19 protein-coding genes and 1 pseudogene are annotated in these 23,779 nt (G+C 62.4%); 18 read left to right on the top strand and 2 right to left on the bottom strand.

What is annotated here, in order from left to right; genetic code table 11:
• The 7 genes from BSIN_RS20355 to BSIN_RS20325 all read left to right on the top strand — a co-directional run bounded on the left by BSIN_RS20355 (position 1) and on the right by BSIN_RS20325 (position 10,348).
• Positions 1–495: a CvpA family protein gene (locus BSIN_RS20355; RefSeq protein WP_059572726.1), complete on the top strand. Its 495-nt coding sequence runs from the start codon at positions 1–3 to the stop codon at positions 493–495.
• Between the two features lie 45 nt (positions 496–540).
• On the top strand, positions 541–2,073 hold the full coding sequence (gene purF, locus BSIN_RS20350) for an amidophosphoribosyltransferase (protein ID WP_059572727.1): 1,533 nt from the start codon (positions 541–543) through the stop codon (positions 2,071–2,073).
• 262 nt (positions 2,074–2,335) lie between these two features.
• Positions 2,336–3,526, top strand: coding sequence for an O-succinylhomoserine sulfhydrylase (locus BSIN_RS20345; RefSeq protein WP_059572728.1), 1,191 nt, complete (start codon positions 2,336–2,338; stop codon positions 3,524–3,526).
• 33 nt (positions 3,527–3,559) lie between these two features.
• Positions 3,560–6,127, top strand: coding sequence for an alpha/beta hydrolase family protein (locus BSIN_RS20340; protein WP_089341776.1), 2,568 nt, complete (start codon positions 3,560–3,562; stop codon positions 6,125–6,127).
• 1,118 nt (positions 6,128–7,245) lie between these two features.
• Positions 7,246–7,962, top strand: coding sequence for a LysE family translocator (locus tag BSIN_RS20335; protein WP_218192437.1), 717 nt, complete (start codon positions 7,246–7,248; stop codon positions 7,960–7,962).
• A 33-nt stretch (positions 7,963–7,995) separates the two neighbouring features.
• The gene (locus BSIN_RS20330; RefSeq protein ID WP_089341774.1) at positions 7,996–9,168 is read left to right on the top strand and encodes an iron-containing alcohol dehydrogenase; all 1,173 of its coding nucleotides are present in this window, start codon (positions 7,996–7,998) and stop codon (positions 9,166–9,168) included.
• A gap of 229 nt (positions 9,169–9,397) precedes the next feature.
• A complete protein-coding gene (locus BSIN_RS20325; protein ID WP_143757502.1) occupies positions 9,398–10,348 on the top strand; it encodes a LysR family transcriptional regulator in 951 nt (316 codons plus the stop codon).
• 81 nt (positions 10,349–10,429) lie between these two features.
• Here the strand turns inward: BSIN_RS20325 and BSIN_RS20320 are convergent, their stop codons facing one another.
• Entirely contained in the window at positions 10,430–10,675 is a 246-nt protein-coding gene (locus BSIN_RS20320; protein ID WP_059514903.1) for a DUF1272 domain-containing protein, read from the bottom strand.
• Between the two features lie 316 nt (positions 10,676–10,991).
• Here BSIN_RS20320 and BSIN_RS20315 point away from each other — a divergent pair, with 316 nt between their 5' ends.
• The 11 genes and pseudogenes from BSIN_RS20315 (at position 10,992) to BSIN_RS20270 (ending at position 22,608) form a co-directional block, all read left to right on the top strand.
• Complete coding sequence (locus tag BSIN_RS20315) at positions 10,992–11,384, top strand: cupin domain-containing protein (RefSeq protein WP_089341822.1); 393 nt, start codon at positions 10,992–10,994, stop codon at positions 11,382–11,384.
• The gene (locus BSIN_RS20310) at positions 11,377–12,882 is read left to right on the top strand and encodes a methionine--tRNA ligase (protein ID WP_089341773.1); all 1,506 of its coding nucleotides are present in this window, start codon (positions 11,377–11,379) and stop codon (positions 12,880–12,882) included. Before BSIN_RS20315 ends, BSIN_RS20310 begins: the two co-directional genes overlap by 8 nt.
• 22 nt (positions 12,883–12,904) lie before the next feature.
• Entirely contained in the window at positions 12,905–14,062 is a 1,158-nt protein-coding gene (locus BSIN_RS20305) for an NAD(P)/FAD-dependent oxidoreductase (protein ID WP_059514899.1), read from the top strand.
• On the top strand, positions 14,063–15,052 hold the full coding sequence (locus tag BSIN_RS20300) for a type 1 periplasmic-binding domain-containing protein (RefSeq protein ID WP_089341772.1): 990 nt from the start codon (positions 14,063–14,065) through the stop codon (positions 15,050–15,052).
• 10 nt (positions 15,053–15,062) lie between these two features.
• Entirely contained in the window at positions 15,063–16,370 is a 1,308-nt protein-coding gene (locus tag BSIN_RS20295) for a SidA/IucD/PvdA family monooxygenase (RefSeq protein ID WP_089341771.1), read from the top strand.
• Positions 16,364–17,395: a 2,3-diaminopropionate biosynthesis protein SbnA gene (gene sbnA, locus BSIN_RS26280; protein WP_256583896.1), complete on the top strand. Its 1,032-nt coding sequence runs from the start codon at positions 16,364–16,366 to the stop codon at positions 17,393–17,395. Before BSIN_RS20295 ends, sbnA begins: the two co-directional genes overlap by 7 nt.
• A 13-nt stretch (positions 17,396–17,408) precedes the next feature.
• Positions 17,409–18,425, top strand: a complete 1,017-nt coding sequence (gene sbnB / locus BSIN_RS26275; RefSeq protein WP_218192436.1) for a 2,3-diaminopropionate biosynthesis protein SbnB — start codon at positions 17,409–17,411, stop codon at positions 18,423–18,425.
• Positions 18,419–20,284: an FAD/NAD(P)-binding protein gene (locus tag BSIN_RS20285; protein ID WP_089341770.1), complete on the top strand. Its 1,866-nt coding sequence runs from the start codon at positions 18,419–18,421 to the stop codon at positions 20,282–20,284. The genes sbnB and BSIN_RS20285 overlap by 7 nt, the downstream gene beginning before the upstream one ends.
• A 16-nt stretch (positions 20,285–20,300) precedes the next feature.
• On the top strand, positions 20,301–20,924 hold the full coding sequence (thrH, locus tag BSIN_RS20280) for a bifunctional phosphoserine phosphatase/homoserine phosphotransferase ThrH (RefSeq protein WP_159936014.1): 624 nt from the start codon (positions 20,301–20,303) through the stop codon (positions 20,922–20,924).
• Between the two features lie 84 nt (positions 20,925–21,008).
• Positions 21,009–21,518, top strand: a pseudogene (cysE, locus tag BSIN_RS20275) (serine O-acetyltransferase); the annotation flags it as partial.
• Between the two features lie 100 nt (positions 21,519–21,618).
• On the top strand, positions 21,619–22,608 hold the full coding sequence (locus tag BSIN_RS20270) for an alpha/beta hydrolase (protein ID WP_256583895.1): 990 nt from the start codon (positions 21,619–21,621) through the stop codon (positions 22,606–22,608).
• A 163-nt stretch (positions 22,609–22,771) separates the two neighbouring features.
• Here BSIN_RS20270 and BSIN_RS20265 read toward each other — a convergent pair whose 3' ends face one another.
• Positions 22,772–23,749 (bottom strand): NAD-dependent epimerase/dehydratase family protein, encoded by a 978-nt coding sequence (locus tag BSIN_RS20265; RefSeq protein ID WP_089341767.1) that lies wholly within the window; start codon positions 23,747–23,749, stop codon positions 22,772–22,774.
• Positions 23,750–23,779: the final 30 nt, after the last annotated feature.

Genomic DNA, 23,779 nt, shown 5'->3' with positions numbered 1-23,779 from the left:
ATGCTGACCGCTTTCGATTACGCTGTTTTGCTGGTGGTTGCGTTGTCGGCGTTGCGCGGCGCTTGGCGCGGCTTCGTCGGCGAGGTGTTCGGCTTGGTGGGCTGGATCGCCGCGTTTTTGATCGCATGCCGCTTCGTCGGCGCGGTGGTGCCGTATATTCCGGCGAACTGGCCGGGTGGCGCGTTGACACAATGGGTCGTCGCGTTTGCGCTGATCGTGATCGGGGTCGTGCTCGTGGCGAGCGTCGCGAATGCGCTGCTGTCGCGCATTGCGCAGGCGACGGGCCTGGGCGGCGTCGACCGCTCGCTCGGCATGATGTTCGGCGTCGTGCGCGGCGTGCTGCTGGTACTGCTGCTCGTTGCCGCCGGCGGGCTGACCGAATTGCCGAAACAGGATTTCTGGCGCGACGCGTTGTTGCGCCCCTACGCCGAGCAAGGCGTGCGAGAGCTGAAGCCGTTCTTGCCCGACGGGCTCGCCACGTACATCCATGTTTGATACGCGGCAAGCCGAACCGATTTTTGTATCCTTGAAGGACATGCCATGTGCGGCATCGTAGGCGTTATCTCCCAGTCTCCGGTCAACCAACTCATTTATGACAGCCTGCTGCTGTTGCAGCATCGCGGTCAGGACGCGGCGGGCATCGCGACGGCGGACGGCAGTAATTTCCATATGTACAAGGCGAACGGCATGGTGCGCGACGTGTTCCGCACGCGCAACATGCGCAGCCTGCCCGGCACGGCCGGGATCGGTCAAGTCCGTTATCCGACGGCGGGTTCCGCGTCGAGTGAGGCTGAGGCGCAGCCGTTCTACGTGAACGCGCCGTTTGGCATCGTGCTGTCGCACAACGGCAACCTGACGAACTGGGAACAGTTGAAGGACGAGATGTTCCGGATCGATCGCCGACACATCAATACGAATTCCGATAGCGAAGTGCTGCTGAACGTGCTCGCGCACGAGCTGCAACTGTCGACGACGGGCCTCGAACTCGATCCGGATTCGTTGTTCAAGGCAGTTGCGGGCGTGCACCGCCGCGCGCACGGCTCGTATGCGATCGTCGCGCTGATTGCCGGCTACGGGCTGCTCGCGGTTCGCGATCCGTTCGGCATCCGCCCGCTTTGCATCGGCAAGCTCGAGAGCGAGCGCGGCACCGAATGGATGGTCGCGTCGGAATCGGTCGCGGTGGAAGGTATCGGCTTCGAGTTCGTCCGCGACGTGCAGCCGGGCGAGGCAGTGTTCATCGACAACGACGGCAAGTTCCATAGCCGTCAGTGCGCGGAGCGCCCGAGCCTGAACCCGTGCATGTTCGAGTACGTGTATCTCGCGCGGCCCGATTCGTGCCTCGACGGCGTGCCCGTCTACAACGTGCGGCTGCGCATGGGTGACTATCTCGCGGAGAAGATCATGCGCGAGTTGCCGAACGTGCCGATCGATGTCGTAATGCCGATCCCCGACTCGTCGCGGCCGGCCGCGATGCAGGTGGCGGCGAAGCTCGGCGTCGAGTATCGCGAGGGCTTCTTCAAGAACCGCTATGTCGGCCGCACCTTTATCATGCCGGGCCAGGCGGTACGCAAGAAATCGGTGCGCCAGAAGTTGAACGCGATGAGCATCGAGTTCAAGGACAAGCATGTGCTGATCGTCGACGATTCGATTGTGCGCGGCACCACGTCGCACGAGATCGTGCAGATGGCACGCGACGCGGGCGCGAAATCAGTGATCTTCGCGTCGGCCGCGCCGCCTGTGAAGTTTCCTAACGTCTACGGGATCGATATGCCGACGCGTGGCGAACTCGTCGCGCATGGCCGCGGCGACGACGAAGTCGCGCGGATCATCGGCGCGGATTATCTGATCTATCAGGACGTCGGCGATTTGCGCCGCGCGGTGCGCGATATCAATCCGAAGCTCGAGAGTTTCGAGGCGTCGTGCTTCGACGGCGTGTACATCACCGGCGATGTCACTCCCGAGTATCTCGATTCGATCGAGCGGGCGCGTTTGACACCGGCGTCGCAGGCCGACCGCGATTCGAGCAGCGACGGTGCGCGTTCGCAGATGAACCTGCAATTATCGGCGCAATGAGCGGCTGGCCGCGCGTACCGGAAAGGCGTGATACGATGACACTTTGCGTCGATTTGATTTCAGCTTGCGGACGCGGGGCGACCCGAAACAGCTAAAGCGAAGGCCGGCAGTATTCCGCCGGCCTGAGTCGATAAGCTGTCGTACCGCACCAAGCCCGCTGATGCCGACGCATTAGCGGGCTTTTTGTTGGGTCCGCGCATTTCGTCTTTGCCCGCCGCGCGCGGCGCGCGACGCAAATGCGCTCGAAAACGGAAAACGAAACATGCACGACTCCCTGAACTTCGATACGCTGGCCGTCCGCTCGGGTACGCTGCGCAGTGAATTCAACGAGCATTCGGAAGCGCTCTTTCTGACATCGAGCTTCTGTTACGCGAACGCCGCCGAGGCGGCCGAGCGGTTCAAACACTCCGAGGACTACTACACGTATTCGCGCTTCACGAACCCGACCGTCACGATGTTTCAGGAGCGGCTTGCGGCGCTCGAAGGCGGCGAGGCGTGCATTGCGACGGCTTCCGGAATGGCGGCGATCACGTCTGTCGTCATGGCGGCGTTGCAGGCGGGCGATCACATCGTCAGCTCGCGCAGCTTGTTCGGCTCGACGCTCGGCCTGTTCGGGCAGATCTTCAGCAAGTTCGGTATCCAAACGACTTTCGTCGATCCGGCCGATCTCGGCGCGTGGCGCGCCGCCGTGCGGCCCGAGACGAAGCTGTTGTTCGTCGAGACGCCGTCGAATCCGCTTACCGAACTCGCCGACATCGAGGCGATCGGCAAGATCGCGAAGGAAGCGGGCGCGCTGTTTGTTGTCGACAACTGCTTCTGCAGCCCGGTGCTGCAACAGCCGCTGAAGCTCGGCGCCGACGTCGTGATGCACTCGGCAACCAAGTTCCTCGATGGTCAGGGCCGCGTGCTCGGCGGCGCGCTTGTCGGCTCGAAGGCGTTCATCATGGAAAAAGTGTTTCCGTTCGTGCGCACTGCGGGGCCGACGCTTTCCGCGTTCAATGCGTGGGTGTTGCTCAAGGGAATGGAGACGCTGTCGCTGCGTGTGAACAAGCAGTCGGAAAACGCACTCGACATTGCTCGATGGCTCGAAGCGCATCCTGCCGTCAAGCGCGTGTTCTATCCGGGGCTCGAGTCGCATCCGCAATATGCGCTCGCGAAACGCCAGCAGAAATCCGGCGGCTCGGTGGTGTCGTTCGAACTGAAGGGCGACACGCCCGAGCAGCAGCGCGCGAACGCTTGGCGCGTGATCGACGGCACGACGATCGTGTCGATTACCGCGAACCTGGGCGACACTCGCACGACGATCACGCATCCCGCGACGACCACGCATAGCCGGATCACGCCGCAAGCGCGCGAAGCGGCCGGCATCACCGAAGGGCTGATCCGGCTTGCAGTCGGCCTCGAGGACCCGGTGGACATCCGCGGCGATCTCGCGCGCGGGCTCGCAGGCTGACCGTTTTTTTCTGACTATTGGCGATTGCAGACGATGAACCGATACGTTCCCTCCATTCGCACCGCGCTTGCCGGATGCGTGCTGTCGCTCGCGACAGCATGGGTGTGTGCGCAAACTCCGCCTCAGTCCAACGACAATGCATCGCCGCCGTCCGGCTATCGGCAGCCGCCGAAGGCGATTCTGGACGTGATGCGCGCGCCGCTTCCGCCCGTGCCCGTGATCAGCCCGACTACCGACCGGATGTTGCTGGTGTCGGTGCAGGAATATCCGTCGATCACGCGCGTCGCAACACCGTTCCTGCCGCTGGCGGGCGTGCGCATCGAGCCGGGCAATCGCAGTCGGCACGATACGCCAGGCGGCTATGGCATCCCGAAATGCGCGACGGCTTATTCGCTTGCTCGTATCCCCGGCGGGGACTCGCGTCCCGTCAACTTGCCGGCGAACGGCTGCGCGAGCGAGCCGTTATGGAATGCGAACGGCCGATCGTTCGCGTTCTCGAACGTGACGACGAACGCGGTTGAGCTATGGATCGGCGACGGTGAGACGGGCGCGGTGCATCAGGTTCGCGGCGTCAAACTCAACCCGATGTTCGGTGGAGACGTCTTTTGGATGCCTGATCAAAAGACGCTGCTCGTCAAGCTCGTGCCGCCGGGGCAGGGGCCCGCACCAGCGGCCGGCGATGCGCTGGCCGGCCCGAGCGTGCAGGAGTCCGACGGCCGCTCCGGCCAGAGCAGCACGTATGAAGCGCGTGACACGCTGAAGAGCGCGCGCGACGAGGCGCTGTTCGATTATTACGGCACGTCGCAACTCGCACTCGTCGATGCGCGCAGCGGCGCGGTCACGCTGCTCGGCGAACCGGCGCTTTACGACGGGCTTTCTTCGGCGCCGGATGGTCGCCACCTCCTGGTGTCGACGATTCGCCGCCCCTATTCGTACATCACGACGGCCAGCCGCTTTCCGCACGACTATACAGTCTGGGATATCGCGGATCGCGCCAAGATCGTGACACGCAGGATCGCGGCGCGCCCGCTCGCGGACCGCGTGCCGATTCGCGGCGTGCCGACCGGGCCGCGCGATTTCTCGTGGCGACCGACCGAGCCGGCAACGTTGGTCTGGGCGGAAGCGCTCGACAGCGGCGATTGGAACGTCAACGTGCCCGAGCGCGACAAGGTGATGATGCTGAAAGCGCCGTTCGATGGTGCGCCGCGTGAAGTGCTGCGGTTGCGGCAGCGTTATGCGGGCTTCGCGTGGACCGAACGGCCGGATCTCGCGCTGCTGACTGAATACGACGAGAACCGCCAATGGCAGCGCAGCTTCATCGTCGATGTCGATACGCCGAGTCCCGCGCCGCGCCTGTTGTGGGATATGTCCGTCAATGAGCGGTACGCGGACCCCGGCAATCCGGTCAGCCGCGTGTTGCCGAACGGGTTTCGCGTTGCCCGCGTCGCTGACGGCGCGATTTTCCTGCGTGGCGCGGGCGCGTCGCCGGACGGCAGCCGCCCGTTTCTCGATCGGCTCGACCTCGGCACGCTGAAAACGGAGCGTTTGTTCCGCAGCGAGAAAGCTGCATACGAGTGGTTCGTCGCATTCGCACCGCATGATCTGCATACACTGCTGACTTGGCGCCAGTCGTCGGTCGAGCCGCCGAATCTGTTTTTGCGTTCGCTGGGCGAGCGTATCGACGCGCCCGCGGGCGAGGCGATCTATGCATCGAACCGCACGCCTGTCACACATCTGAGCGATCCGACGCCGATCGTGCGGCAAATTCATAAACGTCTCGTTCGATACAAGCGTGCCGACGGACTCGAGCTTTCGTTTACGCTATACACGCCGCCCGGCTATCGGGAAGGTACGCGAGTGCCTGCGGTGCTGTCAGCCTATCCGCTCGATTATGCGGACGCCGCGACGGCCGGGCAGGTCAGCGGTTCGCAGGAAACGTTTACGCGGCTGCATGGCTATCAGCTTCTGCTGCTTGCTGGCTATGCCGTGATCGACAACGTGTCGTTCCCGATCATCGGCGATCCCAAGCGGGCCTACGACACCTATAACGAGCAGCTCGTCGCCGATGCGAAGGCGGCCGTCGACGAGGCGGTTCGGCTCGGCGTAGTCGATCCGCAGCGCATCGGTGTCACCGGCCACAGCCATGGCGCGCTGATGACCGTCAACCTGCTCGCGCATTCCGATCTGTTCCGCGCCGGCGCCGCGACGAGCGGCTCGTACAACAAGACGCTGACGCCGTTTGGATTCCAAAACGAAAGACGAACCGTGTGGCAGGCGCAGGATGTTTACCTGAAGGTGTCGCCGTTCTTTTATGCGGACAAGCTGAAAACGCCGCTGCTGATCGTGCATGGCGCGGACGACGCAAATCCGGGCACGACGCCGCTGCAGGCGACGCTGCTGTACGAAGCGATTCGCGGCAACGGTGGCACGGCGCGTCTGGTGATGTTGCCGCATGAGCCACACTGGTATACGGCGTTCGAATCAAACGAGCAGTTGGTTGCCGATATGCTGGACTGGTTCGATCGCTATGTGAAGCCGGCGCCGCCGGCGGCCGGTTCGAACGCGGGCGGCGCTGTGCCGCCGCAGCACGAACCGTCATGATGTGAGAGGGCGCCGGCGCATGGGAAACCATGGGGCCGGCGCCCAATGGCGCCGTCGGTTCGCAGCGATGGCCGGCATGCCGAATCGTTTCGATGACCGGCGCTGCGGATATATGGCCTCGGCCCCGATATTCACCGCGTGGCGCGGATGAATCAAAAGCTGCTCATTGCCAACTGCCCGCTTTACACGGCGCCGTGCCCATTTGTCACACCGCCGTATTTTCCCCGAATCATCAGATATTTGCCTGATCGCTCGCATGCTGCGATCGGCGCGTCTACCTGGCGGACATGCTTGTATTGCCGGTGTCTGCTTTAGCAAACGATAGCGTTTAGTCATTCTAATTTTTTAATAAGAACCCGCTTGCTCATTAAAATTGACGTCGGTAGCATGTGCCGGATCGAATTCGCGATGCCCTATTTCTGGGGGAGACGATCTCGGATTTTGAGATTCATTAAATAAACAATTAACTGACGAATCAATTGATCTTCCTGTGGGGGCAATCGAAGGAATCGGAAATAGTTTGATCGATTCGACGATCGTGCGCGCCCCTTCACATTCGGTCGATGCGCAAAAAAGCTGGCTGCAAGCGCTCGGGCAATTCCGAGCCTGGCTCAGCGCCGAGTGGTGTTTGTCGGCGGATACATAGGGAAAACCACTGTGGGTCGATCGAGATCGACAGATGGGCTCATGGCATTGGGTGTGCGCAGGCTATCGTGCCGGGCATGCGCGCAGAAAGCCGGCCGTCATCCGCTTTGCTCGGCTCTCGAAGGAACGCGCTGATCCAGCCGTGCGCTGGGGCGCGCACGCGACATCATCGAGCGCTTGCTGACCGAATCGAACATTTCCTCCGGGTTTCTCCGTGGCGCGCTGAACGTGCCTAAAAACCATTGCGTATCGACGGCACACGCCGCCGCATTTGGAACTTGTGCAAAAGGGCGCGGTGCGTGATTTCGGCGACTCAATGCGAATTGATGAAAGGGATGCGTAAGTCATCGGCGGCACACGCGACGCAATTTTTTTGGCTGCATTTATGCACCTGAAATCAACATAAAAAGAATCGATAGCTGGCGAGAAAGTATGCATGGAATGAGTTGTTGCGATGCTGACGAGCGGCAAACATGAGCAACGGAGCTGAAGCCGTTGGCTCTATCAAAACCATTCTTCCAAGGAGCTTCGTCGTCATGCAGGAAATCGCGGTGTTATGCAGCCTTGCTGCAGTATTTTTCGTGCTCATTGCGAGCCCAGGGCCCAATTTTCTCGTCATCACCCAAATCGCTATTAACGAATCCCGGCTTCATGCGATTTGCACGGGATTGGGCGTCGCGTCCGGCAGCGTGCTATGGGCAAGCGCCGCCGCCGCCGGGCTCGGTCTGGTATTTGCGCGGTGGCCTTTGACTCAACCCGCGCTGCAATTATTGGGAGGAGCCTATCTCGTGCATGTGGGACTGAAAATATGGCGTAACGCGCATCAGCCGTTGGGGCAGAAGAAAGTCGATAAGTCTGCTTATCAATCGTTGTTCAAGGCGTACCGCTTCGGCCTGGCCACCAACCTGACCAATCCGAAAGCACTGGTTTTCTACACCAGCGTATTCACCAGCCTGTTGATTCCAGGTCTCGCGCCGTGGACCAAGCCGGCCGCGATCGCATTGATCGCCGTGCTGGCGTCATCGTGGTTCGTCACGCTTGCGACGCTGTTCTCGGTGAACCGCGTGCAGCACGTCTATCGCCTCGCAAAGACACGTATCGATCAGATCACCGCCGCATGCTTGACGGTATTCGGCGTCAAGCTGATCTGGGGTCTCGTCAGCATGCTGCCGATTCATTTGCATGCCTGACCATTTCGTCGTCGCAATCAAGGAGCGCGAACCATGACATATCAAGAAGTACCGTGTATCGACTGGCACTACCCCACCGCAATCAAGGTCGGTCCGGGCCGTATACGCGAAACCCCGCACTGGTGCCTTCAGCACGGCATCACCCGACCGCTGCTAGTGACGGACCCGTTCATCGCGGAGCAGCCGTATACCGGCACGCTGATCGAGAGATTTCGCGCTGCCGGGATCGACGTGCAACTGTTTGATCAGATCAAGGGCAACCCGACCGGGGGCAACGTCGCAGCCGGGTTGGACGTATATCGGCGCAGCGAGCGCAACGGCGTGGTTGCGCTCGGCGGCGGATCGCCGATCGACGCCGCCAAGGCTATCGCACTGATGACGGGGCAGACGGGGCAACTGTGGGACTACGAGGACGTCGGCAACCCCGAGGCGACGATCAACGCCGCCGGCATCGCGCCGATGATCGCGATTCCGACCACGGCGGGCACGGGCTCGGAAACGGGCCGCGCAGCGGTCATCACCGATGAGCAGGCGCGCGTGAAGCGCACCATGCTGCACTTGAAGATGATGCCGCGCGTCGCGATTCTGGATGCGGAACTGACGCTGGGTTTGCCGCCCGGGCTGACTGCCGCCACTGGCATGGATGCGTTGACCCATTGTCTCGAAGCGTGGTGTTCGCCGGTGTATCACCCGATGGCCGAAGGCATTGCCGCCGAAGGCATGCGTCTGATTCGGCATGCACTGCCGGCGGTGCTGAGCGACGGCAACGACGTGCATGCGCGCCAGCAGATGCTGGTTGCGTCGGCGCTTGGCGCTGCGTCGTTCCAGCGAGGACTGGGTGCGGTGCATGCGATGGCGCAGACGTTGGGCGCGTTGTACGACGCGCATCACGGTTTGCTCAATGCAGTGCTGTTGCCGTATGTGCTTCGCGCGAATGCGGCGATGCCACAGGAGCCGCTCGAGCGGTTGGCCCGTTATTTGGATCTGCCCGGCACGGGGCTCGAGGCGATCCTGCAATGGGTGCTAACGCTGCGCCGCGAAGGCGGCATCCCGCACACGCTGCGCACGTTGGGCATAGACGGTTCGCAGACCGATTTGATTTGCCGGATGGCCGTGGCTGACGGTTGTTCGAACACGAATCCGGTAGCGGTGTCGACCGACTATTACCGTCGATTGCTGGATTGCGCATTGGACGGCGTGCTCTGATCCGTCCATGGCCGCGCCGGCGCTCCGCTCGCCGGCCGGCGGCACCGCTTTTTTCCGTCATCGTTTGGAAATCGTTCGAGGGATGTTTTGATGCCTGCGCCGGGCCGAGGCGAGGCTATCGCGATACATGGGATTCGATTGCGTAAGTGACCGCGCATTCGATTCCTGTCGCAAACGGCTTTTCGTACTGGTTACGAAAAAGCCCGGTTTCTCCTGGGCGTAAGAATCAGTGCGAATAACCCCAGTATCTAAGAAATTACGCCAGAGATTTGACGAATTTATGAGAATAAGTCATTTTAATGCGTTCAGGGCAGTAGCGGAAACGGGCAGCTTCAGTTCGGCGGCGGCTGAATTAGGCTGTACGCAATCCAATATCAGTCATGCGATATCCGAAGTCGAGAAATTCGTCGGCGAGCGCCTGTTCGTGCGCTCCCGGGCTGGTTGCGTGCTGACCGACGCGGGTGCGGAGTTAATCATCAAGACGGGCAATCTGCTCGATATCGTCAACGACATGCTTGGTAAAACACTGTCGTCGCGGCCGGTGCGCATTTCGACGCTACGCAGCGTCGGAACCGGATTGCTTGCGCAACTGATGTCCGATTTGAGTAAGGTGCGTGCGGACATCCGGGTGGAAATCCTCGACGACACCGAGCGAGAGGAATCCGTGCTCGATGTGCTCAACGAGCTTGGTGCTGATATCGCGATCGTCACCAACATGGAGGCAGAGAAGTATATTTCGCGCGCGTTCGTCAAGGACCGATACGTCGCCGTGTTGCCACCCGATATCGCAATGCAAGGCACGCTGCGTTGGGATCAATTGCAGTCGCTAAATTTCATTCAGCAGAACAACCCGCATAGTATTCAGGCGGTGGCGAGCCTGCGCAATTACGGCGTGCATTTGCGAAGCTTCTACAAGATCGCCAGCGTCGACAGCATTTTGTCGATGGTGGAAAATGGGGTGGGTTTTTCGATCGTGCCGCAACTGGCATTGCCGGAGAATCCGAAGACATACCGGATTGCCGTGTTGCCGCAATTGATTGAACGCGAACTGGTCGTGTTGAGTCGACCCTATTCGATGCTGAGCCATGCCGCCCGCACGGTGCTGGATTTCATTTGCGACAAGCCGACGCTGCGCAAGACGTCGGCCTATCGGCGCCAGGTGATCGAACTGGCGGCGTGAGCGCGGTGCGGTTTCGCCGCCGCAGCCGCTGCATGGGCATGCGTGCGGCTCATCGCGCGGGAGCTTGACCGAAGCGTGCGCTCAAGGCTGCTGCTGAGCGCACGCTGGATTGAACACCCGCTTGGTCGACGGCGGATTGTTCGCCAGCTTGTTCGCCGGGCGGCGCGGCCGGGCCACCAATTCGCCACCGCAGTTCGGGCATTTGCCTTTCAGTACGTTGGTTGCGCAGTCCGCGCAAAACGTACACTCGAAAGAACAGATCCGCGCATCGGCATCCGGCGGCAGATCCTTGTCGCAGCATTCACATCCCGGTCTGAGTTCCAGCATCGGCTTCTCCTTTGTTATCGAGGTGGTGAAAAAACGTGCGTGCCTGGCGATCCGGGTAACGCATCACCGGGCTCGGATGTGGCGTTGAGGCGATGGGCAGCATAGCAGGTTTTCGCCCTGCACAAAACGGGTTTGCCCACGCGTGATAAGCATGCCAAATCGGGCCGTGCCTGCATATTCCCACGATTAAAACCGGCATATCAAGCATTTCCATTAATGCTTGGAAATGAGTTATTAGCGCAATCGGTTGTTCGCGCAAAGGCGCCCGCTCAGAATCGGCAGCTCATCTTCAACACAAATAGGGTGGATGAACATCATGCCGAAATTCGATCTTTATCGAAAAATCAGATGGCACGCGCTGGTGCACGAATACGGGCTCGACGGCCAGCGCCTGCTGCCGTGGGACGGATATTCGATGCCGTTCGGCGGCGGTTGGTGCGTCGTGCGTCCCCATACGGTCAGCGAGCCGCACACGCAGATCGACCAGGAATTGTTCATCGCGATCAAGGGTAAGGGTTCCGTAGTGATCGGCGAGACGACCTATCCGTTCGAGATGGGCGACATCGTCGTGATTCCTAAGCACACGAACCATTACGTGATCAACGATTCGGACGAAGACTTTCATTTTTACGTGATCTGGTGGGACGAAGCGCATGTCAAGCGCTATATGAACGAACTCAATGACGAGACGGGGTGCCTGAATGACTAAATTCGTCGTTACCATCACGCCGCCGACGCCGAACGGCGATCTGCACATCGGCCATCTCGCCGGCCCGTTCCTGGCCGCCGACGTATTTGCGAGGGCGCAGCGTCAACGCGGGCACGAGTGCGTGCTGATCTCGTATTCGGACGACTATCAGTCGTACATGCTGCGCAAGGGCCGCGAGTTGGCAACCGACCCGGTCGCGCTGGCGCGTGCCAATACCGAGAAGATCAACGCGACTCTGGCGGCTGCGGACGTGCAGATCGACCATTGGCACCAGCCCTATGAGAACGCGTATTTCGCCGAAGCCGTGCGTCGCGTCTATCGGGCGGCGCAAGACAAGCAGGCGTTCGACATCAGGATTTCGGACGAACCCTATTGTCCGTCGTGCAATGTTTGGGGATACGAAGCATTCGGGCGCGGCAATTGCAACTACTGCGGCGCGGATTCGGATGCGAGCCAATGCGAAGGTTGTGCGCAAGAGCCCGATTCGAAGCAGATGGCCAACTTCCGTTGCAAGCTCTGCGGCGGCCGGCACACGTGGCGGCCCGTCGAGCGCGTCTTTTTGCGCTTGCCGAAATTCCAGTCGCTGTTGCGCTCGACGTTCCGGCAGATGCCGTTGCGCCGCCCAATGGGCGATTGGATCGCGGACACGATCGACACGAAGCTGCACGACTGGGGCGTGACACGTCCGGAGGATGGCGGCCTCGACTTGGCGGCCGACGGTAGCCGGCGCGTTCACACGTGGTTCATGGGGCTGGCCGGATACATGGCGGCATTTCGCGAATACGCGGAAGTTCGTCAACACGACCCCGGTTTGTTCGAGCGGTACTGGCATTCGGACGACAGCCGTCTCGTGCATTTTCTCGGTTTCGACTGCGCATTCAGCCACGCGATCGTCTATCCGACGCTGCTTGCGAATATGCCGGAATTGCGGATTCGTCAGCACTTCTATCCGAACCAATTTCTGACGCTCGACGGCCTGAACTTGTCGACGAGCCGTAATCACGCGATCTGGATGCGCGATCTGGTCGCCGAATCGTGCTCGGACAGTGCGCGGCTCTACCTCGCGTCGATCTCGCCGGAGGAGGGCGAGGGCGATTTCAGCCGGCAGGGCTTTCGCGATTGGCGGCAATCCGTATTCACGGAATTTCTCGAGACGCTGCCGCTGCCGTTCGAGCGCGCGACCGAGCCGTGGACGCCAAGCGCGCCCCAGGACGTCGCGTTGCTGATCGCCGGATTCCGGCAGCGCTGGCTGAGTGCGACATCGTCCGAGCGTTTCTCGATGCGGCAACTCGCTCACGTCGTGCTGGATTTGATTGCCGTCGCGCGCGAGCGGCATGCGGCGCAGCGTCTGGACATCGACTTGATCGTCGCGATTGCCGCGTTCGGCAAGCCGCTGATGCCGAAGTTTGCCGCGCGGGTTTTCGATGCCTATGGGGTTGGCGAGCGTGATGCAACCGCCTATCTGGTGAACGGCACGGCCGCCGAATATTCGATCTGACAGCCTGAACGAGGACCGCCAATTGCAAGCGAACGACGTCATGTTGCGCGTGGAAGCCGCCGTGCTCGGGGCCGGCATCATCGGTTCGGCCATCGCCGCCGCATTGGTCGAGCAAGGCATTCACACCGCGCTGATCGATGAAGGCAGTGCCGGTAACCACGGCGCGAGCCGATACTCCGGCGGTATTTCGCGCATCTACGACCGCGATCCGGCTATCTCTTCGCTCGCGGCCCATGAATTCCGGTGCGCCGATTCGGTCGTCACGCGCACGATCGCCGCGACCCGCCGCAAGACCGGCATGCTGTATCTCGGCCTGAACGAGTCCGATCTGTCGCTGCGCCGCTGTATTGCGGCGCATGCGAGCGCGGAATATCCGATGCGACTGCTGACGCGAAGCGAAGTGGCTGCGATCTCGTCGTTTCCGCAGCCACGTTCGGACGAGGCCGTGCTGTATGAACCGAATGCGGGAATCGGCAATGTTCGGGCAGCTGCGGGAGGGCTTGCGAACTACGTCAAGGATCACGGCGTGCTGCTCGAAAACCTCGGCGTCAGCAGCGTTCACTCGAGCAGCGACAGTGTGTGCGTGGAGACTGACGGCGCGACGCTGTTTGCCCGTGTCGCGGTGATTGCATGCGGTGCATCGTCGGCTTCGTTGCTGGGCGATCTGCCGTTGACCGCGCGCTCGATTCCGCTGATGCGGGTGGCGGCGTCGAAACCGCTCGAGCTGCCTGTGATCGATGCGATCGCGGACAGCTATGCGGTGCCGCTGAGCGGCGGTTTGATTCATGCCGGCTCGCGCGTCCGGGAGGGCGCGCGCCTGCCCGAGCAGCTCCAATGGCGATTCGGCGATGCGATCAAGAAAGACGCGCTGCATCGGTTGAGCGTCATGACCGGCGTGCGGGAGCGCGGCCCGGTGATCGACATCCTGCGTGGGCACGATTGCTACTCGCCTGACGGAAGACCGATCGTCGGATTCGTCGACGCCGCGGCGACGCGCTATGCGGCCACGGCGATGAACGGAATCGGTTACAAGCTCGCATCGCCGCTGTCACAGCTTATCGCGCAGCAGATTGCACAGCGGCTTCGCAATGGGGTCTCGGCGACGCCCGATTTGCTCGTGCCTTTCGCGCCGGACCGTTTTTCGGCAATCCGCGTGATCGGCCAGGCGGAGGGCGTCTAGATGAAGCGTGTTTCGCCGACGATCGGCGTGGCCATCCGCTACGACTTGCAGGCCGCTCCGCATGCACGCACGTTCTTTCGCACGCTCGCGCTGGCGAGAAACGAGTATCCGCGAATCGCCGCGTTGCGCTTCGTGTTTGCCGACGACCTCGGCACGCGCGAAGGGGCATTGCGCGCGGCCGAGCAATTCGAGCGGGCCGGCGCGCGCATCGTCATCGGTCATATGTCATCGGATGCGGCGCAGGCTGTCGTGTCGCGCTACGCGCAATCCGGAACGTTACTGCTGCTGCCGACCGCAACGGCCAGTTCGCTGACCGCCAACGGCTCGCCCGTGCTGCGCCTGTGCGCGCCCGATTGCGTGCTGGCGAGCCGGCTCGTCGCGCATCTTGCGTCGAACGGGTGGCGACGGTTGCGCGTTGCTTGCGAGCCGACCCGTCACGGGCAACAACTCGCGGCCGATATCGCGGATGCGGCGTCGTTGCATGGCATTGCCGTATTGAACGACGGCGACGCTTCGCCTGGGACGTGCTCGGTCTTCGTCGGCAGTGCGCAGGCGAGCGCCGACTATGTGCTGAAGCGGCGCGACGCGGGCTGCACGGAGCCGATCTTCCTGACCGACGACGCTGCTTCGGCGAGCTTGGCCGAGCGGATCGGAGACGCCGCGCACGTGCGCATCGTCGGTTTCGCACCCGCTTATGCGTTGGCGCGCGGCGAGGCATTCGCGCGCAGCTACGTCCGCTGGTATGCGGAAAACCCCGGCGTCAACGCGCTGGAGACGTTTGCCGCATTGCATATCGCCGCGCAGCTGGCGGCCGGACCGGGCGTCGATCCGCAACGCATCGGTGACATGAGCTTCGATACCCCGGTCGCGCGCGTCCGGTTTTCGGCGCGGCAAAACCGCGATACCGCGCATGCGATCTGGTCGCTGAAATCCGGGCGTTTGATGCTCGAGCAGGTGATCGAAGCAGGCGCATCCAATGAGTCAATATGAGGAACCTGTAATGAAGAGAGATCTACCGAGTGCATTTGATTCAGATCTGATCTGCGTGGGTTTCGGCCCTGCCGCGATCGCGCTCGCGTGCGCGATCGCCGATTGGAGCGAAGCGAACGGCAGGCCGCCTTACGAGGCCGTCACGTTTCTCGAACGCGCGTCGAGCACGCAGTGGCAGCCCGAGCTGTTGCTGCCCGGCACCGACATCAACCACCATCCGCTGCGCGATCTCGTCACGCCGCGCGATCCGCGCAGCCGTTATTCGTTTGCGATGTATTTGAAGGAGAACGGCCGCTTGTACCGGTTCAGCCAACTCGGGCGGCCTGCGAGCCGGTTCGAGTGGTCCGACTACGTAAGCTGGGTGGCGGGGCAGTTGAGCCAATACGTGGCTTACGACGAACCGGTTCGCCAGATTCTGCCGCAGACCGCCGACGGCCGCCTCACCGGCTTGCAGGTCGTGACGTCCAAGGGCGTGCGGCGCACCCGGCGGCTGGTGCTCGCGAACGGCAGTCATCCGCGTGTGCCGGAAGTCTTTCGCGCGCATCTCGGTGAACGGGTGTTTCATACCGCCCAGTATTTAAGCGCCGTCGCCGCGCCTGCGCTTGCCGACTGTAAGCGCTGGCTGGTCGTCGGCTCGGGGCAGAGCGCGAGTGAGGCCATTGCCGATCTGCTGCGCCGTCATCCGGACGCCTTGATCGAGTCGCTGCATCGGTCGAGCGGCTTCAAGATCACGCAGCTTGGCCATTTCCCGAATCTGGCGTTTTCACCGGAGCGCGTCGATTACTTCCACGATCTCGAGCCCGACGCGCGGCGACGTCTGCTCGCCGAAGTGAAGGCGACCAACTACTCGGGTATCGACCCCGACGAAAGTCTCGCGCTGTATTCGCTGGTCTACGAAGACCAACTGGCGGGACGCGAGCGCCTGAATGTGCAGGTGTTTCAGGAGGCAATCGAGATCAAGCGGGATGGCGCGGCTTATCGCGTGGCGGTGCGTGATGTGTTCAACGGCAGCGTGACATGGTTGAACGTGGACGCGATCGTCATTGCGACCGGTTACGAGCAACCGCTGATTCCACCCCTGCTTGCCGAGTTGCAGCCGTGGCTTGCGATCGATGGCGACGGCGGCATCACGATCGGCCGCGACTATCGGATCGAGACGGAAAATGCCGATGTCGAAATTTTTGCGAACGGCTTGTCGGAGCGCGCGCACGGTATCGGCGACGGGCAGTCTTTCTCGCTGATGGCGATGCGGGCCGAGCGGATACTCGCGTCGCTGCTGGAGCCCAACGAGCAGCCGCAGGAGGTGCGATCATGTTGATTGCGAGCATGGACGTCGTCGCGCGCCGCTCGCGCGCCTCGGTGGCCGAATTCGTCGACGACGGCGCGTTCCTGACGCTGGCGGGCCTCGTTTCCGCCGACGTGCATCTGAAGCTCGAAGGACTGAACCTGGCCGGCTCCATCAAGCTAAAGACCGCGTTGGGTTTGCTCGAAAGTCTGGATGAGCGGGGATTGATCAATCAGGATACCGTATTGATCGAATCGTCGTCCGGAAATCTGGGCGTTGCGCTGAGCATGGTGTGTGCATCGCGCGGCTTGCGCTTTACATGCGTGGTCGATCCGAACACGTCTGCGCACAACAAGAAGATCATGGCGGCATATGGGGCGACCATCGTGATGGTCGAGCAAAAGGATGCGAACGGCGGCTACCTCGGCACGCGAATTGCCTATGTCCAGGACTGCCTCGCGCGGGACGCTCGATACGTATGGCTGAATCAATATTCGAATCCCGCGAATGCGGCGATTCATCGGCGCCTGACCGCTGCGTCTATCGCGAACGCGTTTCCGGAAATCGACTATCTATTCGTCGGCGCGGGTACGACCGGCACGCTGATGGGCTGCGTCGACTACTTCCGTGCGTACCGGCCCGGCACCCGGATCGTCGCGGTCGATAGCATCGGCTCGGTGACGTTTGGTCAGCCGGCAAGCAAACGCTATTTGCCGGGGCTGGGCTCGAGCCGGATGCCGCCGATTTTCAAGGCAGACGGCATCTTTGCGATGGAACAGATTCCCGAGTCGCACACGATTGCGATGTGCCGCTATCTCGCGCGCACGCGCGGGCTGCTGGTCGGCGCGTCGACCGGCACCGTGCTGGCCGGGCTCTTCGGCTGGCGTGAGCGTATCGCGCGTGGCGCGACCGTGGTTGCCATTTCACCGGATTTCGGCGAGCGATATCTCGACACGGTTTATGACGACGACTGGGTCCGCGAGCGATTCGGCGCGGCTCCGCTTGACGGCGATATTTCGCAGATTCCGTCTTTTCATTCACTGTTGGCACATTCGTAGAGGAGTTGCGTCAATGACACATGATTCATTGCCGTTTCACGTCGTAACAGGCGTAAGCGTGCGCCGCATTCTGGACCGGACGTTGCGACGCGCGATCACGTCGGTCGAGCAAGCGTACCTTGCGCATCATGACGGACAGACGATCAATCCGGACAGCTATTTTCTGCGCTTCCCGCAGCGGCCGTCGGATCGGATCATTGCATTGCCCGCAGCGGTCGACGGTTCGATCAACGTCACCGGCATCAAGTGGATTGCCAGCTATCCGTCGAATCTCGGCAAGGGTCTCGCTCGTGCGTCCGCCACGTTGGTATTGAACGATCCGGCCACCGGCTATCCGTTTGCGTTTCTCGAGGCGTCGCAGATCAGCGCGGTGCGCACGGCCGCCTCGGCCGTACTTGCCGCGAACTGGTGTACCGGGCATGTGCGCCGTGCGGCGTCGGTTGCTTTCATCGGCGCAGGCGTCATTGCGAAGAACATCTTCGACATGTTCGTGGCGGACGAATGGACGTTCGACGAGGTAGTGGTCCATGATCGCGATCTTCAGTCTTCCGAATCGTTGAGCGCACATGCGGCAAGACGTATTGCCGCCAAGGTTCGCGTCGACACGCTGTCGGCGGCACTGGATGCCGATTTGGTCGTGTTCGCGACGAACGCTGGCACGCCATACGTCGATACGCCGACCCGCTTGCGCGCCGGCCAGACGATCCTCAACATCTCGCTGCGCGATCTTGCGCCCTCGTTACTCATGGAGGCCAACAACGTCGTCGACGACGTCGACCATTGCCTGAAAGCCGACACGTCGCCGCATCTCGCGGAAAAAATGTCGGGCGGCCGCACGTTCATCAACGGAACGATCGCGCAATTGATTCGTGGCGAGATTGCGCTGGACCCGGCGCGAGCCACGGTGTTTTCGCCGTTCGGTCTGGGCGTTCTCGATCTCGCGATCGGCAAGCAGGTCTATGACATCGCGGTGGCCGACAATTTGGCACTGTCCGTGCCCGGTTTCTTTCCGGAGGTCGCGAGATGGTAGACCGCGCGGATTCGGAAACGGCGATCGGCATCGTCGGTCTGGGCCCGCGCGGGCTCGTCGTGCTCGAACGCCTGGTTTGGGCGGCCAGGCAGCGGCCGCATCGTTCGGTCACGGCCGTCATCTTCGAGCCCGGCGTGCCTGGGGTAGGCGTGCACTCGCCGGATCAGCCCGATTACCTGATGCTCAACACGATTGCCGGGCAGTTGAGCATCTTCGCGGATTTCGGCGCAGCCGGCGGCCGGCTTGAGCGCCTAGGGCCGACCTTCCATGAGTGGTGCGTCACACGCGACGTCCGGATGCGCGAGGACCGGGATGCGCACTGCGCCGAACGCAGGGCATCGGAACTCGACTACTTGCCGCGGCGGCGGCTCGGCCAATATCTCGCATGGTCGTTCGAGCATTTGTGCACGCTCGCACCACCGAATCTGCGGATCGTGCTGCATCGGCAGAAGGTGATCGATATCGTTGCGTTGGATGATGCAAGCGGATTGACGCTGCACGGCGCCGACGGTGAGCGTTGCAAGGTCGCGCATGCGTTCGTCACCATCGGCCACACGGGGCGAAAGCGCAAGAGCGGCGACGCATTCATCGATGTGATCCCCGGACCTGTCGGTTGCACTGCGACCCAGACGCTGCTGGCCGATGTTTCGGCCGGCGAACGTATCGCGATAGCGGGCCTTGGGTTGACCAGCGCGGATTTGATTTCGGCGTTGACGCTCGGTCGTGGCGGCCGTTTTGTCCGATGTGCGGATAATGGGCTTCGCTATGTCCGCTCGGGACGTGAGCCGCGGATGCTGGTCTATTCGCGCTCGGGGCTGCCTTTTTTCAGCCGGCCGGACACGACGCTCACGCGCGAGCGGCACAAGCCCGTTTTCCTGACTGCCGAGCGAGTGGCGATGTTGAGACGGCGGGCGGGATCGCTCGATTTCGTGCGAGACGTGCTGCCGATCATGAAGGATGAAATGCGAGCCGCGTTTTATTTGACGGCTGCGATGCTGGCGGAACCTGCCAGCGTGGTCGCACTGCGCGGGCAAATGACCGGCGCGCAGGGGCAGGCGTCGATCGAGCGCATCTTCAGCGCATGCGCGTCGCGTTTCGGACCGTTCGATCCTGACACGCTGCTGCGTTTGAGTGTGCCCGCGTGCGGCACGGGGCAGCGCTATCCGGAATGGTTGCTGAGTTTTTTGAAAGACGACATCGCGGAAAGCCGCAAGGGGCTCGCTGCGAGCCCCCGCAAAGCGGCACTCGAAGTCTGGCGCGATTTGCGCGATGCATTGCGCGATCTCGCGAATTACGGCGGATTCTCGGCACAATCGCACGCGCTTTTCTATGGGCCGTACAGTGCGTTGATCAACCGGATGGTTGCCGGCCCGCAGAAAGAGCGGCACGAAGATCTGGTCGCGTTGATCGACGCCGGAATCGTCGAGATTTTCCCCGGCGTGAATCCGGACGTGCGGCGCGACGAACGAACCGGCTCGTACACGATCGCAAGCCGCGACGCCGCCGCTGCCGATATACGGCCGCGTGTCGTGTCGCGAGTGCTTGCCGCGCGGGTGGACAGCTCCGGCGTGCATGAGTCCGGCTCCGCACTGCTGGCCTCGCTGCACGTAAAGGGAATCGTCACGCCGGTACAGCCGGCGATGGGGCTGGACGGCGTGCGCACGGACAGTGACGGTCATCCGATCGGCATTGCCGGCGAGGTTGCGTCCAACCTGTGGATTTTCGGCCCGTGCGTCGAAGGCGCGTCTTACTACAACCATTACGTGCCGTCGCCGGGTGCGCCATCGCGTGCCGTCAGCGATGCTCACCGGGCCGTGCTTTGCTGTATCGACGGCGTCGCCGCGATGCAAACCGCCTGAACTGTCGAGGATACCGATGCTAGTTTGTTTGGATATCGAAGGAACGCTTTTGCCGGAGCTGTGGGGCAAAATCGCTGAAGCCACGGGAATTGCGGCACTGCGCATCACGACGCGGGACGAGCCCGACTATCACGCGTTGATGGCCGCGCGCATCCGCAGCCTGAACGAGCATGGCTTGTCGATCGAGCGCCTGGTGTCGATCGTGCGCGAGGTCGAGCTTTTGCCCGGCGCGCGCGAATTTCTTGACGAGGTTCGCGCGCGCTGGCCCACGCTGCTCGTATCCGATTCGTATCGGGACTTTCTCGGGCCGCTCGCCGCGAAGCTCGGTTGTGCGCCGGCGATCTGCCACCGCTTGACGCTCGATGCGGCCGGCAGGGTCACGGGCTGGGCTGCGCGTCTGGACGATCAGAAACCGAAAGTAGTGCGGGCGATGCAGGATCTCGGTTACTCCGTATTTGCGGCCGGCGATTCGTTCAACGACATCGGTATGTTGAAGGCGGCCGACGCTGCGCGTTTCATCAACGTGCCCGAATTGATTGCAGCGGCGCATCCGGAGATCGGCGTATGCCGCGACTATCACGAGCTTTTCGATGCAATGAGCACGCTGGCCCGCCGCTGCGGATTGCGCGAGTTTGGATGACCCGGCGCCGTGCGGGCGGCAGGCGGCCAGCGAAAAAAAAGCAAATAAACAGCCATTACTCGATGACTATCAACGGAGACGATCATGTTATTGGCTAGGTTGAGAGAAGACATTGACGCAATCCGGCGGCGGGATCCGGCTGCGCGCGGCCGTTTCGAAGTATTGACGTGCTACCCCGGATTGCACGCGGTGATACTGCATCGGATGGCCCATCGATTGTGGCGCATGCGCATTCACTGGCCGGCACGTTTTATCGGTTATCTGGGCAGACTGCTAACCGGAATCGAGATTCATCCGGGGGCAGTGATCGGGCGCAGAGTGCTGATCGATCACGGGATGGGTGTCGTGATCGGCGAGACGGCCGTAGTGGGCGACGATTGCACGATCTACCAGGGCGCGACGCTCGGGGGAACGTCGCTGCGGCGCGGCACCAAACGCCATCCGACGTTGGGCGATGGCGTCGTCGTCGGCGCGGGCGCCAAGATTCTCGGGCCATTTACGGTTGGCGCTGGCGCGAAGGTTGGGCCGAACGCGGTGGTGATGGAAGCTGTCGCGCCCGGCGAGCGGGTGACTGCAAGCGCGGCGCGTGCTGTCGCGCGGCCGCCGTTCAAGGGCAGCGGGCCGGAGGTTCGCGATGCTGCTGCGGCGGGCGAGGCGCTGGCGCGTGCGCGGGCGGCAGTCGACGGGCCGCATCATGCCGAGTTCGAATGAGGGTGCGGCAACGATGATTTCGACGCGTACAGATGGGATCGATCGGGCGCTGATCGATTATTACGCAGCGGCGAGCCGTGCGTTTGCTCCGGTGCCCAGGACGGCGGGTGCGGCAGCCGTTCGCGCGCGATTCGAGCGAGTGGCGGCCGCGTTCAGCGTGCCGCTTTCTGCTGGCGTCCGGCGCGAGCGAATCCGCATTCCGCTCGAACGCAGAACGTTGTCGGCTAATCTCTATCGTCCTGCGGCAGGCGCGCGTAACTTGCCGTTGCTCGTTTATTTTCATGGTGGCGGATGGGTGGTCGGTGATGCGTCGACGCACGAGGCCATCGCGTCAAACCTGGCGCTGGATGCGCGGTGCGGTGTCGCGAGCGTCGAATACCGGCTCGCGCCCGAGCATCCGTTTCCCGCGCCTGTCGACGATGCGGTGGATGCGCTCGGCTGGCTCGCGCGGCACGCATCGCGGCTGGGCTTTGCCGCACGGCGCATTGGCGTCGGTGGCGACAGCGCAGGTGGGCATCTGGCGATGGGGGCGGCGCGCATGGCGGCCGAGCGCGATCGGCTGGCGGTTCGCGCGCAACTGCTGCTCTATCCGGTTGCCCGTGCGCTCGCTTTTGGGGGGAGTGCCCGGATGCACGCGCATTCTCCGGGGTTGAGCGCTGACGAAATGCGCTGGTACTGGGCACAGTTTCTGTCGGCGCACGCGCCCGCATGCGACGACGTGCGTGCGTTTCCGCTCGCGCGCGCACCGCTGGACAGGCCGTGCCGCACGATCATAGTCGCCGCGCGCGTCGATCCGCTGTATGACGACGCATGGGCGATTGCCCGGTTTATCGGGAACGCGCGCGGTCGGGTCGAATTGATCGACGCGGTCGACATGACGCATGGATTCGCCCGGCTGCAAGCGCATTCGAAATCTGCTCGCGAATGGATGCGGCATGCGGGCCGGCGCCTAGGCGAAGCGCTTCGCGAATAGCCGCGCGGGTGGCGGGCGTGATTTTGTGTCGGCTCGCCGCGCCCGCCGCGAATAGTTGCCGTGTTTGCTGCATCGCGCTTCGTATGTGCTTAGGCGTGGCGGGATGCTCGGGACTTGACGCACGACCGCTTCGGTCAGGCGGTGGACGCAAGTGCGTAGATACTCAGCGCACTAGGAGGTTGGCGTGCTTCGGCGGTGCGCTGCGCATCTCGTCGTACATCCAGCGCAACGTTTCTTCGAGCGGCGTGATGCGCGTGTCGCCGATCGCCTCGTTCAACTTGCGTCGCGAACCGACGAACTTCTTCGCTTCGTTCTCGCGCGCAAAACACGGATCGACGCTGACATCGATCACATATCCGGCGATGCGCGCGAGCATCGCGAGCACTTCCTTCGGCGTATAACCGCGTGCCGAGCAGACGTTGAACGTTTCGCCAGCCGGGGCGGCATCGATGAGCCTTGCATATGCGTCGACGACGTCGCGCACGTCGGAGATATCGCGGCTCGCATGCAGATTGCCGAGCGAGATTCGACGCGCGCCGCTCGCATAGTGCGCGACGAGGTTGGGCAGCCGCCACATATCACGCCGTTCGCGCTGGCCGACGCCCGTATAGTCGAATGGCCGCACGATCACGATCGGCAATCGATCGAGCCACAGCTGCGCCAGATATTCCATCGATAGCTTGCTGACCGAGTAATCATCTACCGGTTGCGGCGGCACGGTTTCATTGAGCGCTTCATTACACAGATTGCCGTAGACGCTCGCGCTGCTGGCGAGCAGCACTGCGTCGGGGCGTGTGCCAAGACCGGCGAGCGCTGCGAGTAGATTGCGCGTACCGATGACGTTGACGATATACGTGTCGTATGGGTTGTCGTGCACGACGTGCGCGCGCGCCGCGAGATGAGCGACTGCATGCGGCTGCGCGTCGGCCGCGGCCACGTGCAGCGAATCGAGGTCCAGCAGGTCGGCTTGAATGCAGCGGTATCGCTGCAGCAGCGGATCACCGCTTACGTTCGTGCCGGGCGCGACGATTCCCCAGACTTCGTAGCCAGCCGCGTCGAGCCGTTGTGCGAGATGCCGCCCGGTAAAACCGGCGATGCCAGTAATGAGCGCGCGCCGCGCGTGGCATTCAGAAAATTTCATTAGTGCGGGGTACTCCCGTTTTGTGAAACC

The sequence above is a fragment of the Burkholderia singularis genome (genome assembly GCF_900176645.1).
GTDB classification, from domain to species: Bacteria; Pseudomonadota; Gammaproteobacteria; order Burkholderiales; family Burkholderiaceae; genus Burkholderia; species Burkholderia singularis.
The sequence above is the reverse complement of the archived record's forward strand: the minus strand, read 5'-3'. Positions and strand labels throughout refer to the sequence as shown.